The organism is Pseudomonas sp. NPDC090208, assembly GCF_044746785.1.
GTDB lineage: Bacteria > Pseudomonadota > Gammaproteobacteria > Pseudomonadales > Pseudomonadaceae > Aquipseudomonas.
Map to the genome: position 1 here is coordinate 235,680 of NZ_JBIVCU010000008.1, position 16,584 is coordinate 252,263.

Here is a 16,584-nt window from a genome sequence, read left to right on the forward strand (position 1 = left end):
TAGGCAAACTAATGGCGAATAGCTATAAGAGAGTCCTGGCCATGTGTCGCGGCAACACTGTGGCGTCGTGAGTTCTGCGTATGTCGTCTAACCAGGCAAGCGCCAAGATTCTGGGTTTCATCAACGAAGACACCTCGTCATGGGTGGTCGCTGCCCTGGTGTTTTCCGCCGGTGCGGTGCTGACCGCGCTGTTGGCGCTGGCCAGTGTCGAGCAGTATCAGCGGCAGTTGCAGCAGCGTTTCGAACTGCTGGCGGCGGAGCGGGTCAGCCGCATCCAGGAGCGTCTCGACGGCCAGATCCGGCGGCTGGATGCGCTGCGCCGTTTCTTCGTCTATTCCGACGAAGTGTCCCAGGAAGAATTCAACGGTTTCGCCCGGCCCATGCTGGTCTGGACCCAGGCCTATTCCTGGGCGCCGCGGGTGCTGGACGCCGACCGTGAGCAATTCGAGACCCTGGCTCAGCGGGACGGTATTCCCGGTTACGTGGTGCGCGACATGGACGATGCCGGCGAGCTGAAACCGGCCGGCCACCGCGACACCTATTTTCCGGTGCGCTACACGCAAAGCCGCAGCAGCTTGCCGCTGCCCACCGGTTTTGACGTCGACTCCGAAGACAATCGCCACGCCACCCTGCAACACGCCTTGCAGACCAGCGCCATGGCCGCATCGCCACGCATGGATCTGGTCGGCCTGGAAAAGGAAAACCGCAACGGCATTCTGCTGGTTGCACCGGTGCTGACGCGCGATCGCATGGGTGTCGACCATTCCGGAGCGCTGGAAGGTTTCGTCATGGCGGTGATCAGCCTGCGCAAGCTGATGGCCGAAGGTTTGCCGGCGCAGGATCAGGATAACCTGTCTCTGCGCCTGTACGACTTGACCCAGGCCCAGGCGCCAGACCTCCTGTATCAGTCTGCGGCCAGTGCCACCCGCAGCGAACTGCGGGTGGCGACGTCGTTGAGTTTCGCCGACCGTCGTTACTCCCTGGAGCTGCGCCCCACGTCCATTTTTATCGGCGCCAACCCGTCGTCCACCGACAGCGTGGTGATCCTCGGCGCCGTGCTCAGTTTCATGCTCAGCGCACTGTTATATGCGCTGATCAGTCAGCGTCAGCGCGCGGTACGGCTGGTCGAGCAACGTACGGTGCAACTGCGCCAGCGCGAGCAGCAACTGCGCGGTGCCCATGGTCAGTTGCGTAACGTGCTGGACGCCACCACTCAGGTGGCAATCATCGCAACCGATCTGGACGGGGTCATTACCACGTTCAACATCGGCGCGGAGAAAATGCTCGGCTACAGCAGCGCGCAGGTCTGCGGCAGTGTCACCCTGCGCCAGTTGCACCTGCCGGCAGAACTGGCCGAGCACGTCTGCGAACTGACACAGCGCTATGGCCGCTCGATCAAGACTTGCGAAGCAATGCTGGTGGAGGCGGTGGAAGAGCACGGTCATCAGGCCCACGACTGGACCTTCGTCCGCCGTGACGGCAGTCGTCTGCTGGTGAACATGCAGGTCAGCCCGGTGCTCGATGAACACGATCAATGGGTCGGCTATCTGGCGGTGTGCCTGGACATCACCGAGCGCAAGCGGGTGGAAGAAGAACTGCGCACGATGTCGGTGACCGATGCGCTGACCGGAGTCTACAACCGGCGATATTTTCAGGAGCGTTTGCAAGCCGAGTTGCAGCGCGCGGAGCGGCATGGCGGCATGTTTTCGGTGGTGATGCTGGACATCGATCACTTCAAATGCATCAACGACCAAATGGGCCACGCGGTGGGTGACCATGTGCTGCAGGCCATCTGCAAGCGCCTGTGTCATCGCCTGCGCAGCAGCGACGTGTTCTGCCGTTTGGGCGGTGAGGAGTTTATGGTGCTGTGCCCGGACACCGGCAGCGATCAGGCTTACCTGCTCGCTTCCGAACTGTGGGCCGCCTTGCGCGGCGAGGCCATTGACGGCGTCGGCCGCGTCACCGGCAGCTTCGGCCTTGCCAGCTGGCGCAAAGGCGAGGGCGGCGACGCCTTGCTGCTGCGCGCCGACTCCGGCGTCTACGCCGCCAAGATGGCCGGCCGTGACCGTATCGAACCGGAACAGGCCTGAGCAAAAGCCCCCATCGCCGGACTGCTACAGAAGTGTCACCGCGATCTATGTAGGAGCTGGCTTGTCCTGCGAGCGGCGACGCAGTCGTCGTAATTCCTGTGTCCTTGGCTTGTCTGACACTCCGCTGAGTCTGCTAACGCAGCCCGGTTTCGCCTGGCGGCGAGTTACTTGGAAAAGCCCCAAGTAACCAAGGGCTCCATACCCCGCCATACGGCACCTCGCTAATGCTCGGTGTACCCTCACTCCGGCGACGCTCCGTGGGCCCGCCGCGAATGGGCCATCCATGGCCCACGCGGCTCTCGCGACATCCTGTCGCTCAACCCACTCCACATCGCCTGCGTTCGGCCTTCTGGGACGGGGCCCCAACATCAAAAGCCAGATCAAAAGCTCGCGCTCCCCCTGTAGCAGTCCGGCTTGCCGGCGGTTGTGATCTTTCGGGCGCCACCGCCGGCAAGCCGGACTGCTACAGAAGTTTCACCGCGATCTATGTAGGCGCTGGCTTGTCCTGCGACCGGCGACGCAGTCGTCGTAAAACCTGTGTTCTTGGCCTGTCTGACACTCCGCCGAGTCTGCTAACGCAGCCTTGTTTCGCCTGGCGGCGAGTTACTTGGAAAAGCCCCAAGTAACCAAGGGCTCCACACCCCGCCATACGGCACCTCGCTAATGCTCGGTGTACCCTCACTCCGGCAATGCTCCGTGGGCCCGCCGCGAATGGGCCATCCATGGCCCACGCGGCTCTCGCGACATCCTGTCGCTCGGCCCACTGCGCATCGTCTGCGTTCGGCCTTCTGGGACGGGGCCCCAAGATCAAAAGCCAGATCAAAAGCCGGCGAAACACAAATTCCCTGTAGGAGCGCGCTTGCCCGCGATAGCGCCCTTGAGATCGCCTCCGCCGGCAAGCCGGACTGCTACAGAAGTTTCACCGCGATCTATGTAGGAGCTGGCTTGTCCTGCGACCGGCGACGCAGTCGTCGTAAAACCTGTGTTCTTGGCCTGTCTGACACTCCGCCGAGTCTGCTAACGCAGCCTTGTTTCGCCTGGCGGCGAGTTATTTGGAAAAGCCCCTCTCTCTGTTTCAAGAGGCAGCCAAGGGCTTCTTACCCCGCCATACGGCATCTCGCCTAGGCTCGATGTGCCCTCTCTCCGGCAATGCTCCGTGGGCCCGCCGCGAATGGGCCATCCATGGCCCACGCGGCTCTCGCGACATCCTGTCGCTCAACCCACTCCACATCGCCTGCGTTCGGCCTTCTGGGACGGGGCCCCAACATCAAAAGCCAGATCAAAAGCTCGCGCTCCCCCTGTAGCAGTCCGGCTTGCCGGCGGTTGTGATCTTTCGGGCGCTACCGCCGGCAAGCCGGACTGCTACGGATTTCGAGCCGCCATGAGGGTAGAGGCAAACACTAATCCCTGTGGGAGCGGGCTTGCCCGCGAAAGCGTCAGGTCATTCAGCACGTGGGTGTCTGGACGGCCACTATCGCGAGCAAGCTCACTCCTGCAGGTGAATGATCATGCGGCTGCTTCTGCCTTGAGGCTGGCCATGTCGATCACGAAACGGTATTTCACGTCACCCTTGACCATGCGTTCATAGGCTTCGTTGATGTCCTGCATCTTGATCATCTCGATGTCGGAGACGATGCCGTGCTTGGCGCAGAAATCCAGCATCTCCTGGGTCTCACGCACGCCGCCGATCAGCGAGCCAGCCAGGCTGCGGCGTTTGAAGATGAGGTTGAACACCGACGGCGACGGGTGCGGATGGTCCGGCGCGCCGACCAGGGTCATGGTGCCGTCGCGCTTGAGCAGGTTGAGAAAGGCGTCGAGGTCGTGGGGGGCTGCAACGGTGTTGAGGATGAAATCCAGTTTGTTGGTCTGGGTGGCCATTTCCGCCGGATCCTTCGACACCACCACTTCATCCGCGCCCAGACGCAGACCGTCTTCACGCTTGTTCGGCGAGGTGGTGAACAGCACCACATGAGCCCCCATGGCGTGGGCGATTTTCACCGCCATGTGCCCCAGGCCACCGAGACCGACCACGCCGACCTTGCTGCCGGGGCCGACTTTCCAGTGGTGCAGCGGCGAGTAAGTGGTGATGCCGGCGCACAACAGCGGCGCGACGGCAGCCAGATTGTCGCTGTGGGAAATGCGCAGGACGAACTTCTCTTTCACCACGATCTTGTCGGAGTAGCCACCCCAGGTGTTTTCGCCGCCGAACACCGGGCCGTTGTAGGTGCCGGTGAAGCCGTTCTCGCAATACTGCTCGTCACCTTTGGCGCAGGACGCGCAGTGCTGGCAGCTGTCGACCATGCAGCCAACGCCCGCGAGGTCACCGACCTTGAAGTTCTTCACGTTGGCGCCCACCGCCGTGACCTTGCCGACGATTTCATGGCCCGGCACCGACGGGTACAGGGTGTTGTTCCATTCGTTGCGCGCAGTGTGCAGGTCCGAGTGGCAGACGCCGCAGTAAAGGATATCGATCTGCACGTCGTCGGCGCCGGGATCACGGCGTTCGATCTGGAAAGGGGCCAGGCGGTCGGTGGGTTTTTGCGCGGCATAACTGTAAGTCTTGATCATTTTTCGATCATCTCCAGAAGGGCAAAAAGAAAGAGATACAGCATTCAGAGACAGGCAGACAGAGGCAAAGGTCCATCCTTACCGTTCGGCGAGTCTGGGGGCAAAAGCTTTCATTTCAACGATGCGCTGCCGATAAAACGGTAAGGTTCGACGGAAATGTCGTGAAACCCCGGTTTTTCCGTCGCTAACAGGCAGCTAAGACGCATATGGCGCTTGCAACCATCTGTCAGACCCCATGAAGATAGCCCAGTCCAGTCCTGGCAATGGAGCGCCCATGAATTCCCACGTCTCGAACCCTTCGCCGCAGCCGGTCAGCCCGGATGATTCGGCGTTGGCGCAGAGTAAGCGCGGTGCGGAAGGCGCGTCCCCGCAAGCCAGTGAACACACCCTTGAATCACTCCTGCGCGAGGCGCGGGACAGTGCGCCGCATTTGAGCTGGGCGGCCTATCGCGCCGGTCAGCACATGCATCTGTTGGGGCAGGGCGACAGCGCCACCGAGTGGCCGGCACGCATACCTTGCGAAGCGTTCGATGGCTTCTGCCGCGACCATGGCCTGCAGCGTTGGGTCACCGGGCATGGCGAGTCGGCGCTGGGCTGGTTGCTGACCCCCGAGCGCGAGTCGGGCAATCCGTTTCTGGTGGCCCTGGCGAACCGTCTGGGTCTGCGCCTGCAAAGCGTTGCCCTGGCGCGGGCCCAGGCAACCCAGCGGGTGCTGTACGAAATCACCTACCTGGCCAGTTCCACCCGCGACCGCTCGGCGTTTCTGCAAGGTGTACACCAGCAGCTGTCGACCCTGATCGACGCGGAAAACTTTTATCTGGCGCTGTACGAAAGCCACAGCGGCAAGATCACCTATCCGTATTACATCGATATTACCGATGCCGATGCGCTGGAGGCGGAAACCTGCGAGTTCCTCGATCCGCAACGGCTATCCATGACCGGCTACGTGCTGACCACCGAACAGCCGCTGTTCGTCGATGCCGCCGGCATCGAGCGGGCCCGGGCGCTGGAGCGTTTTCATTGCGTGGGTCACCGTCCGGAGTTCTGGATGGGCGCGCCGCTGAAAAACGCCACTGATGACGTGTTCGGCATGCTTGCCATGCAGGTCTATGACGTGTCGCGGGTCTACAGCGTCGAGGATCAGGAGCTGTTCCTGGTGGTCGCGCGTCACGTGGCGATGGCGCTGGACCGCATTCTGCACCGTGCCCAGCTGGAAGAGACTGTGGCCCGGCGAACCCTGGAGCTGTCGCGGCTCAACGATGCGTTGCGCAGCGAGGTGGCCGACCGCGAGCGTGCTGAGCACCTGCAGAGCGCGCTGTTCCAGATCACCGAACTGTCCAGTCAGCCCGGCGACATGACCGATCTGTTCGGTCGCCTGCACGCGATTGTCGGCGAGCTGTTGTTTGCCCTGAACTTCTATATCGCGCTGTTCGACGACACCACCGGCGAGGTGACTTTTCCCTACTACGTCGACGAACGCCTGACCCGGCGTCCGAACCCGCGCCGTGGCGAACGCGGCTTTACCGAATACGTCATTCGCCAGCGGCGCCCGTGCCTGATCGATGCCGACGAGGCGCGGCGTCTGGAGAACAACGGCGAAATCACCCTGCTCAACGAGGTCAACCGCTCCTGTTCGTGGCTGGGCATTCCGCTGTTCGACGGTGATGCAGTGCGCGGCGTGCTGGCGGTGCAGAGCTACTCGCCCCATGTCAGCTATTCGCTGCGCGATCAGGAATTGCTGACTTTTGTCTCGCGGCACATCGACACCGCCTTGTCACGGCGCAGTGCCGCCGAGGCCATCCACACCGCCAACCAGCGTCTGGAAGCACGGGTGCAGGACCGCACCCGCGAGCTGGACTATGCCAACGCCAAGCTGCAGCACGAAAACGCCCACGACTCGCTGACCGGTCTGCCCAATCGCAGCCATCTGCAACAGCGCCTGCAAACGGCCTGGGAGGCGTTCTGTGAGCGCGGTCAGGAACTGGTGGTGATGTTCATCGACCTGGACCGTTTCAAAATGGTCAACGACAGCCTCGGCCATCATTCCGGCGACCAGTTGTTGATCCAGGCCGCCGACCGCCTGCGCAGCTGCATGCGCGAGAGCGATCTGCTGGCGCGACTGGGCGGCGACGAGTTCGCCGTGCTGGCCTTCGCCGCGCCGCCGGACGTTACCGTGGCGATTGCCGAGCGCATTCTGCTGGCCTTCGACGTGCCGTTCTACATCGACGGCCATGCGGTGTTTTCTTCATGCAGTATCGGTGTGGTGGCCGCGGATCTGCAGTTTCACAAGGAGCCTGCCGATCTGCTGCGCGACGCCGACACCGCCATGTACCGGGTCAAGAATGCTGGTCGTGACAGTTATGCGGTGTTCAACCAGGAGCTGCGCCGCGAAGTGTCCGATCAGATGGAGCAGGAGGGTGCGTTGCGTAACGCACTCAAGCGCAATGACGAATTGCTGCCGTACTTCCAGCCGATCATTGATGTCGCCACGGGTCGCATTCTCGCCCTCGAAGCGCTGATTCGCTGGCGTCAGCCGGACGGTCGGATCATCGCGCCGGGGCAGTTCCTGCCGGCGCTGGAAGGTTTACGACTGATCGGTCGCCTGGACTTCTACATGCTCCAACAGGTGGTGGCGATGCTTGCCCAGCCGTGCCACGCGCACTGGCCGACGGTGCATGTGAACTGCTCCAGCTACAGCATCAGTCGTCCGGAATTTGCCGGCGAGGTGCTGGGGCTATTGCGTCAACACGACGTGGCGCCTTCGCGCATTTGCCTGGAACTGACCGAGGGCGCACTGGTGGCCGAACCCGAACTGGCCCGGCAAACCATGAAGGAACTGGCCGACAACGGCGTGTCCGTGGTGCTCGATGACTTCGGCGCTGGCTTCTCGTCGCTCAGTTACGTGCACCAGTACCATTTCAGCGGCCTGAAAATCGACAAGTCGTTCACTCTGGAACTGACCACCAGCTCGCGCAGCCGCGCCATCGTCCGCGCCATCGTGCGCATGGCCGAATCGCTGGGGCTGAGTGTGGTCGCCGAAGGCGTGGAGGACGCCGCCACCCTGCAACTGCTGCGGGAGATGGGGGCAGGGCAGGCTCAGGGGTACTACTTCTCGATGCCTGTGCCGCAGGAGCGGCTGGATTTGAGCGGCTTGGCCTGATGTGCGTGATGACTCAAGCGAAGGGTTTTTTGTAGGAGTGAGCTTGCTCGCGATATGGGTATGTCAGTCAGAATCGACGTATCTGTAAAGCCGAATCGCGAGCAAGCTCACTCCTACAAGGGCGCTGCGTCAGCGTTCACCTATCTATCCAGCCCTTGAACCCCTTGCTAGACTCCAGCCCATGTCCGATTTCAAATCCACCACCCCGTCCAATCGCCCGCCCTACGCGTTCTGCCCGGTGATCACCGCGCTGGAAGTGATCGGCGAGCGCTGGGTCATCCTCATCCTGCGCGATCTGCTGCTCAATCCGACCCGGCGTTTTCAGGACCTGCAGGATTCGCTCAAGGGCTGCGCGCCCAGCACGCTATCGACCCGGCTCAAGTCGCTGGAAGCCCACGGCCTGATCGAGCGTCGCCTTTACGAACAGCACCCGCCACGTCTGGAATACCTGCTGACTGCCAAAGGCCGTGAAGTCGGTCCGGTGGTGGCATCGCTGCGCGACTGGGGTTTGCGTCTGCAGGCCGAAGATCAGTAGGGCGTTGTCCATGGCGGCAAGCCGCTGCCGTTGACGGCAATAACGGGCCGACCCTGATCGCTGTCGACATGCTCAAAAAACTCCGCACGCCTTATAGACTGTGGCTTTCAACGTTATCGACGATAACTGGCACCTGTTTTGCTCAGGTCTGCGGTGCATCGATAACCTGATAAGGAGGTGAAAGATGATTATTGGCAACAGTGCCATCCACCACTTCGTGTCGAAAGCCGTGACCCACACGCAATACGACCCGAATGACAAGGATGCGTACACCACCGCGATGGCTGGCGCTTCGGCACCGGTTGCGGCGATTGCCGGCAGCAGCGACAACAGCGCGGCGCAAAGCAGCACCGACGACAAACAAGGCTACGACGAGTCTTTCGCCAAAATGATGGTGAACCTCAAGGCAGCCATGGCCAACACCACCGACTCGGTCACGGATGACGACAAGGCAGCAGCCGCTGCGGCGTTCTCTTCCGCTTCCGACAAGCAGGTCGCGGCGTCCGACAGTGTGGCGAAAACCGTGTCTGACAACATTGCGGCCAGCGAAAGCACTTCCGACACATCGGCCACCGGTTCGGCCAAGGAGCAATTCCTGGCCTACATGAACCAGAGCGATGCGGAAAAAGTGCGTCAGCAACTGACCGGCGTGACCAAGGAAGAGTACGACCAGATGACCCCGGAACAGCAGGCAGCGGTAGACAAGAAAGTCGCCGACCTGCAGAAGCAGAAGTCCGAGCAGCAGATCGCCGAGCAACAGGTCAAGGCGAAGATCGCCATGGCCAAGGCAGAGATGGTCTGAAACAACGGTTTTATGTGGTATGGCGGGTGATGGAAGGAAAGGGCAGCGGTGCTTACCGGCTGCCCTTTTTTCATGGCTGTCGACCCGCCCAGGCGCGGAACTTGTAGGAGCCGGCTTGCTGGCGAAGGCGGTGGGTCTGCGACGAGGATGTTGACTGGCACACCGCTGTTCGCCAGCAAGCCGGCTCCTACAAAATGCGCGTCGGGCGCCCGACCTGCGAACGCCACAAAATCTGTAGCTGTGAGGGGTCAGACCACCTGATCCCGATACGGCAGGTCCGGGCCGACGCGGGTGCAGGTGACGGCGGCCGCGGCGACGGCGAAGTTGAGCATCTCGGTCAGGCTGTCGCGGTCCAGCGTCGGCAGGCTGGCCGGGGTGTCGAGGCCGCGTTCGGTGAGGAAGGTGATCAGCGCGGCCTGGAAGGTGTCGCCGGCGCCCACGGTGTCCGCTGTCTTGACTTCACGGGCCGGGACCGACCAGTGGCCCAGCTCGCGGGTAAACACGGTCGCGCCCTGACGGCCACGGGTCATGATTACCAGCTGGCAATTGTGCTGCAGCCAGCCCTTGGCCACGGTTTCGGCGTCGATGCCCGGGTAGAGCAGGCCAAGGTCTTCGTCGCTGACTTTGATGATGTGCGCGTGCTCGGCGAATTTCGCCACCTGGCTGCGCCACAGCTCGATGCTCGGCGCCGGGTTGAGGCGCACGTTGGGGTCGAAGGTGATCAGGCGTTTGCCGCTCTCCCGTTGCACCAGCGTCAGCAGCGCGTCGGCCACCGGCTGCACCACCAGCGAGAACGAACCCACATGCAGGCCGCGCACGCTGTCGTCCAGTGTCGGCAGGTGTTCGACGGTCAGCAGACGGTCGGCGCAACCTTCGCCACGAAAGCTGTAGTGCGGCGAGCCATCGGCACCGACGGCGACCATCGCCAGCGTGGTCGGCGCGTCGAAGTGAATCAGGAAGTCATCGCGCACGCCTTCTTCCTCCAGCACCGTCGCCAGTCGCCGACCGAGGTAGTCGTTGGACAGGCCGGCGAAGAACCCGGCATCCACGCCCAGCCTGCGCAAGCCCACGGCGACGTTGAACGGCGAACCGCCGGCGATGGCCTGAAAGCCGATTTTGTTGCTGCTTGTTGGGTTGGCCCCGTTGCTGTCCGGCTGACTGAAAAAGTCGAACAGTGCTTCGCCACAAACCAGATACATAGTTGCTCCGTAAATCGGGCCGACGCCTGCGCGTCAGAGCCCCTGCAATTGATTGCGATAGTGCTGATAAACCTGCTGATAGGCTGCCACATGCTCGGCGATCGGGCGGGTTTCGCTGTTCGGATCGAGGCTCACGCAACGCTCGCACAGCGCCTGCAGCGATTGCGCCTGGCCGTCGACGTGGGACCGGCACCAGGCCGCCTGAATCGCCGCGCCCAGTGCCGCCGCTTCGCTGCCGAGGGTGCAGATCACCGGGGTGTCCATGATATCGGCAACGATCTGTCGCCAGATCGCGCTTTTCGCGCCGCCGCCGATCAGGCGGATATTGGCGCTCTTGATGCCGCTGTCACGCAACAGATCCAGCCCGTAACGCAGGCCAAAGGTGGTGCCTTCGACCACCGCACGGCACAGGTTGGCCTGGGTCAGGTTGGTGCTGTCCAGCCCCAGAATGCTGCCGGTGGCATGGGGCAGGGCAGGCACGCGCTCACCGTTGAGGAACGGCAGCATCAGCACGCCTTGGGCACCGATGGGCGACGAGGCAATGGCGGCATTGAAGGCGCCGATATCCAGCGTGAACAGCTCGCGGATGGCGCTGGTGGCGTTGGTCAGGTTCATGGTGCAGATCAGCGGCAGCCAGCCACCGGACGACGAGCAGAAGGTCGCCACCGACGGTTGTGCGCTGACGTTGGCCGCGTCGGCGAAGGCGTACACCGTGCCGGACGAACCCAGGCTCATGGTGATCAGGCCCGGCGCGATGTTGCCGGTGCCGATGGCGCCCATCATGTTGTCGCCGCCGCCGCTGGAGACGATGGCCTCGGGGTTGAGGCCCAGACGCTCGGCAATCGCCGGCAGAATCGTGCCCACCGGCTGATGGGCTTCCAGCAACTGCGGCAGTGCCTTGACCAGCCGACCGCTCGGGTCGATGTGCTGGAGGATGTCCAGATCCCATTCGCGGGTCCGCACATTGAAATAGCCGGTGCCGGACGCGTCGCCAAAGTCGCTGCAGCAACGGCCGGTCAGCCAGTAGTTGAGGAAATCATGGGGCAGCAGGATCTTGTCGATACGGGCAAACAGCTCGGGAAACTGCTCCTTGGTCCACAGCAATTTCGACACCGTGTAGCCCGGCGCGATGGCGATGCCCAGGCGCTCCAGCGAACCGGCTTCGCCGCCCAGCCAGGCCAGCAGCCGATCGTTTTCCGGGGCCGATTCGGTGTCGCACCAGAGTTTCGCCGGGCGCAGGACCTGGCCCTGCGCGTCGAGCATCACCAGACCATGCTGCTGCCCGGACACGCCAATCCCCTGAATATCGGCACCGGAAATGCCGGCCTGTTTCAGCGCCGCGGCGGTGGCCTGCTCGAACGCATCGAGCCATTCCTGCACGTCCTGCTCGCGACGGCCGTTGGCGCCACTGATCATGTGGTGCGCCGCCGAACCTTCGCCCAATACCTTGCCACTGACGGCATCCAGGACAATTGCCTTGGTGCCTTGGGTGCCGCAATCGATGCCGAGAAACATGTTCACCTCAGACGGTTTTCGCCAACAGGTTTTCCAGGGTTTTGCTGACGCCCAATTGCTTCAGGCTGTTCAGGTTGTGTTCGAACGATGCCACGAACTCGGCGGACTTGGGTATGGCCGCGCCGAAGATTTCCTCGACTTCCAGCAGACGCTGGTTGATCAGCACGTCATCGGCCACCAGCGCCTTGCAGAAATCGGCGCGCGGATCGACCACCTTGTACTCGACACCATTCTCGCCCTTGAAATCGCCGTTGCGGTTGCCTTGCAGGTACAGCGCCCAGGCCGCGACGACGAGCGAGGCGCGGTCCATGTTGCCGCCATCGACGATCAGGCGGTTGATGGTCGGTACGGTGAATTTCGGAAACTTCGACGAGCCGTCGGAGCACACGCGCTCCAACTGGTCGGCGATGGCCTGGTTGGAGAAACGGTCGATCAGCGTCTGCTTGTAGTCGGTCAGGTCGATACCCGGCACCGGCGCCAGTTGCGGGGTGACGTCCAGGTCCATGTAGGTGCGGATGTAATCGACGAACAGCGGGTCGTTCATGGTCTCGTGAACGAAGCGGTAGCCCTTGAGTGCGCCCAGGTAGGTCAGCGCCAGGTGGCTGCCGTTGAGCAGCTTGATCTTCATCTCTTCGTATGGGGTGACGTCGTCGGTGAACTGCACGCCGACCTTTTCCCACGCCGGGCGGCCGTTGACGAACTTGTCTTCCAGCACCCATTGCACGAACGGTTCGCAGACCACCGGCCAGGCGTCGTCGATGCCTTTTTCGTCATGCAGTTGCAGGCGGTGGGCGGTGCTGGTCATTGGCGTGATGCGGTCGACCATGGCGTTGGGGAAGCTGACGTTGGCGGCGATCCAGTCGTGCAGTTCGGCGTCGCGCAGTTTGGCGAACGACAGCAGCGCCTTGCGCGTCACCGCGCCGTTGTGCGGCAGGTTATCGCAGGACATCAGGGTGAACGCCGGTGTGCCCTCGGCACGGCGCTTGGCCAGGGCTGCGCACAGGTAGCCGAACACTGTTTTCGGCGTCGCCGGGTGCTTGAGATCGTGCTGGATCTGCGGCAGATGGCTCATGAACTCGCCGGTGCTGTCGTCCATGCAGTAACCACCTTCGGTGATGGTCAGCGAGACGATGCGGATGTCGGGGCTGGCCAGCTTGTCGATCAGCAGCAGGTCGTTATCGGTGGACATCAGCATCTGGCTCATGGCGCCGATGATGCGGGTTTCGGTGTCCGGGGTGTCGCCCAGTTCGTACAGGGTGAACAGGAAGTCCTGGCTCTTCAAGGCTTCGAAGTTGGCGCGGTCTTCTTCGCGCAGGCTGACGCCGCAGATGGCCCAGTCCAGGCCTTCACCGCTCTTGTCCCTGGCACCGAGAGACATCAACGCGTCGGTGTAGAACGCCTGATGGGCGCGATGAAAACCACCGACACCGATGTGGGCGATGCCCTGGCGGCGGTCTTCAAGGGCGTAGGCGGGCAGGGCTATGCCGGCGTTCAGATGCGACAGGTTCTGTTTGTTCAGTTTCATGACTGCATTCCCGATTCTGTAATGGCCGTCGATTCAGGCGGCGGCTTGCATGGCTTTGCGGATGACCTGGCCCTGGGCGTCGAACAGGTGGCAATGGGTGCTGTTCAGGTGCAGGTTGAGGGTTTCACCGTATTGGCTGGCCAGGTCGCCGCGGATACGCATGGTCAACGCCTCGCCGGACGACGTGCGCACATGGCAGTAGGTGTCGCTGCCCAGACGCTCGCTGACATCGGCAACCACCTTGAGCTGGCATTCGCCTTCTTTGGCGATCTCCAGGTGCTCTGGACGAATCCCCAGGGTCACGGCGTCGCCGACGCTCTGCTGCGCGTTGGTGAACGGCAGGTTGATGCGGGTGCCGGCATCGAGGGTGACTTCGCAGCCGCTGGCGTCGACGCGGCTGACCTTGCCCTTCAGGAAGCCCATTTTCGGCGTGCCGAGGAAGCCGGCGACAAACAGGTTGGCCGGGTGGTGGTACAGCTCCAGCGGCGAACCGACCTGTTCCACGCGACCGCCGTTGAGCACTACCACTTTGTCGGCCAGGGTCATGGCTTCGACCTGATCGTGGGTCACGTAGATCATCGTCGCCTGCAGTTCCTTGTGCAGGCGCGACAGCTCCAGACGGGTCTGCACCCGCAGGGCAGCGTCGAGGTTGGACAGCGGTTCGTCGAACAGGAAGATTTTCGGGTTGCGCACGATGGCCCGACCGATCGCCACGCGCTGGCGCTGACCGCCGGAGAGCTGCTTGGGTTTGCGTTCCAGCAATGGGCCGAGTTCGAGGATGCGCGCGGCTTCGGCGACTTTCTTCTCAACCTCGGCTTTCGGCGTGCCGGCCAGGTCCAGGGCGAACGACAGGTTCTTGCCCACGGTCATGTGCGGGTACAGCGCGTAGGTCTGGAACACCATGGCCAGGTCGCGCTTGGCCGGGGTGACTTCAGTGATCTCGCGGCCATCGAGTTCGATGCTGCCGCTGGTGACGTCTTCAAGGCCGGCGATCAGGCGCAGCAGGGTCGATTTGCCGCAGCCGGACGGACCGACGAAGACCACGAATTCACGGTCTTTGACGTCCAGGTCGATGCCTTTGATGATCTGGTGGCCGTCGAAGCCTTTTTGCAGATTTCTGATTGTCAGGTTAGCCATGTGGGGCTCCAGTTTTATTCTTCAATGTTCAGACACTTGAGTCCTGTTTCTGCCCGGAGGGCGTAGGAGCTGGCTTGCCTGCGATCTGGTGCGAAGCGGCAGTGAACCCGGCGATTGCGGCGTGTCAGGTACAACGCGCAATCAGGCTTTACGACTGCTTCGCAGCCGATCGCGAGCAAGCTTGCTCCTACGGCCTTCGGCCAGAAACCAAAGCAGATCGCGGCGTCCTCATTTCACCGCACCAAACGACAGGCCGCGCACCAGCTGCTTCTGGCTGATCCAGCCGAAGATCAGGATCGGCGCGCAGGCCAGGGTCGAGACGGCGGACAGCTTGGCCCAGAACAAACCTTCCGGGCTTGAGTAGGAGGCGATCAGTGCCGTCAGCGGCGCGGCGTTGGACGAGGTCAGGTTCAGCGACCAGAACGCTTCGTTCCAGCACAGGATCAGCGACAGCAGCGCGGTGGAAGCCAGGCCGCCCTTGCAGATCGGGATCAGCACGCGAAAGATTTCCTGGCGCGTGGTCGCACCGTCCAGCCGCGAGGCTTCGAGGATTTCACCGGGAATGTCCTTGAAATAGGTGTAAATCATCCAGACCACGATGGGCAGGTTGATCAGCGTGTAGACCACGATCAGCGCGATGCGCGAGTCCAGCAGGCCGAAAGTCTTGGCCAGCAGGTAGATCGGCATCAGCACGCCCACCGGCGGCAGCATCTTCGTCGAGAGCATCCACAGCAGCGTGCGTTTGGTCCGTTGGGTCTCGAAGAACGCCATGGAGTAGGCCGCCGGCACGGCGATCAGCAGGCACAGGAGGGTGGCGCTGAAGGAGATCAGGACTGAGTTCCAGGCGAAGTGGAAGTAATCGCTGCGCTCCTGAATGTGCAGGTAGTTTTCCAGTGTCGGCTTGAAGAAGAACAGCGGCGGCGTGGCGAAGGCGTCCAGTTCGGTCTTGAAGCTGGTCAGCACCATCCAGAAGATCGGGAAGAAAATCAGCGCTGCGATCAGCCATGACAGGCTGCCGAGCAGCAGGCTTTGCAGGCGGCGGGATTGTTTGAGCGTCATCATGACCTTGCCCTCAAGACTTGTCGGTAAGGTTTTTGCCGATCATCCGCACCAGGATGATCGCGGCAATGTTGGCGATGACCACGGCGATCAGGCCGCCTGCCGAGGCCATGCCGACGTCGAACTGCAACAGCGCCTGGTTGTAGATCAGGTACGCAAGGTTGGTGGACGCGAAACCCGGACCGCCGTTGGTGGTGGTGAAGATCTCCGCGAACACCGAAAGCAGGAAGATGGTTTCGATCATCACCACCACCGCAATCGGCCGCGCCAGGTGGGGCAGGGTCAGGTGCCAGAAAATGGCGATGGGGCCGGCACCGTCCAGGCGCGCCGCTTCTTTCTGTTCCTGGTCCAGCGACTGCATGGCGGTCATCAGGATCAGAATGGCGAACGGCAGCCATTGCCACGACACAATGATGATGATCGACAGCATCGGGTAATTGGCGAGCCAGTCCACCGGCTGGGCGCCGAACAGCTTCCAGATCCAGGCAAGAATCCCGGAGACCGGATGGAAAATCAGGTTCTTCCAGATCAGCGCGCTGACCGTGGGCATGATGAAGAATGGCGAGATCAGCAGCACCCGGACGATGCCGCGACCGAAGAATTCAGTGGCCTCCAGCAGCGCGGAAATCAGCACGCCGAGGATTACGCTGATCGCCAGCACGCTGCCGACCAGCAGCAGGGTGTTCATGGCACCGGGGAAAAAGCCCGAGTCGGTGACAAAGAACTCAAAGTTCTCCAGACCGACGAATTCGTTCTCGCCCGGATTGAGCAGGTTGTAGCGGATCAGCGAGAAATAGATGGTCATGCCCAGCGGGACGATCATCCACACCAGCAACAGCGCCACCGAGGGGCTGACCAGAAACCAGCCGGGCTTGGTCACGCTGGGTTTGCGGGTGGATTTGTCGTCGGCCGAGGCCGTGCGAGGGGTAATGGTTGAGGTGTTCATGATGACTCCGAACCGGGGCGAAAGCTCAAGCGGGGCAGCAGGGGCGTG

General features: G+C 62.3%; 11 protein-coding genes. 4 read left to right on the forward strand and 7 right to left on the reverse strand.

Translation table 11 applies throughout. The annotated features are described in order from the left end of the window. Positions 1-80: 80 nt before the first annotated feature. Positions 81-2,090 (forward strand): diguanylate cyclase, encoded by a 2,010-nt coding sequence (locus ACIPL0_RS15805; RefSeq protein ID WP_400598469.1) that lies wholly within the window; start codon positions 81-83, stop codon positions 2,088-2,090. A 1,506-nt stretch (positions 2,091-3,596) separates the two neighbouring features. Here ACIPL0_RS15805 and ACIPL0_RS15810 read toward each other — a convergent pair. Then, positions 3,597-4,658, reverse strand: a complete 1,062-nt coding sequence (locus ACIPL0_RS15810) for an NAD(P)-dependent alcohol dehydrogenase (protein ID WP_400602549.1) — start codon at positions 4,656-4,658, stop codon at positions 3,597-3,599. Between the two features lie 274 nt (positions 4,659-4,932). On the opposite strand from ACIPL0_RS15810, the gene ACIPL0_RS15815 reads away from it, so the two are divergent. The 3 genes from ACIPL0_RS15815 to ACIPL0_RS15825 all read left to right on the forward strand — a co-directional run bounded on the left by ACIPL0_RS15815 (position 4,933) and on the right by ACIPL0_RS15825 (position 9,155). Then, on the forward strand, positions 4,933-7,818 hold the full coding sequence (locus tag ACIPL0_RS15815) for an EAL domain-containing protein (RefSeq protein ID WP_400602551.1): 2,886 nt from the start codon (positions 4,933-4,935) through the stop codon (positions 7,816-7,818). Between the two features lie 181 nt (positions 7,819-7,999). Then, positions 8,000-8,353, forward strand: a complete 354-nt coding sequence (locus tag ACIPL0_RS15820) for a winged helix-turn-helix transcriptional regulator (protein ID WP_400602553.1) — start codon at positions 8,000-8,002, stop codon at positions 8,351-8,353. A gap of 184 nt (positions 8,354-8,537) precedes the next feature. Then, positions 8,538-9,155 (forward strand): hypothetical protein, encoded by a 618-nt coding sequence (locus tag ACIPL0_RS15825; protein ID WP_400602555.1) that lies wholly within the window; start codon positions 8,538-8,540, stop codon positions 9,153-9,155. 248 nt (positions 9,156-9,403) lie between these two features. Here the strand turns inward: ACIPL0_RS15825 and ACIPL0_RS15830 are convergent, their stop codons facing one another. The 6 genes from ACIPL0_RS15830 to ACIPL0_RS15855 all read right to left on the reverse strand — a co-directional run bounded on the left by ACIPL0_RS15830 (position 9,404) and on the right by ACIPL0_RS15855 (position 16,536). After that, on the reverse strand, positions 9,404-10,354 hold the full coding sequence (locus ACIPL0_RS15830) for a carbohydrate kinase (RefSeq protein ID WP_400602557.1): 951 nt from the start codon (positions 10,352-10,354) through the stop codon (positions 9,404-9,406). Positions 10,355-10,387: 33 nt separating this feature from the next. Continuing rightward, complete coding sequence (gene xylB, locus ACIPL0_RS15835; RefSeq protein ID WP_400602559.1) at positions 10,388-11,869, reverse strand: xylulokinase; 1,482 nt, start codon at positions 11,867-11,869, stop codon at positions 10,388-10,390. 7 nt (positions 11,870-11,876) lie between these two features. Next, a complete protein-coding gene (locus ACIPL0_RS15840) occupies positions 11,877-13,394 on the reverse strand; it encodes a mannitol dehydrogenase family protein (RefSeq protein WP_400602561.1) in 1,518 nt (505 codons plus the stop codon). A gap of 33 nt (positions 13,395-13,427) precedes the next feature. Further along, the gene (locus ACIPL0_RS15845) at positions 13,428-14,531 is read right to left on the reverse strand and encodes an ABC transporter ATP-binding protein (RefSeq protein WP_400602563.1); all 1,104 of its coding nucleotides are present in this window, start codon (positions 14,529-14,531) and stop codon (positions 13,428-13,430) included. A gap of 228 nt (positions 14,532-14,759) precedes the next feature. Next, positions 14,760-15,593, reverse strand: coding sequence for a carbohydrate ABC transporter permease (locus ACIPL0_RS15850; protein WP_400602565.1), 834 nt, complete (start codon positions 15,591-15,593; stop codon positions 14,760-14,762). A gap of 10 nt (positions 15,594-15,603) precedes the next feature. Beyond that, the gene (locus ACIPL0_RS15855; protein WP_400602567.1) at positions 15,604-16,536 is read right to left on the reverse strand and encodes a carbohydrate ABC transporter permease; all 933 of its coding nucleotides are present in this window, start codon (positions 16,534-16,536) and stop codon (positions 15,604-15,606) included. Positions 16,537-16,584: the final 48 nt, after the last annotated feature.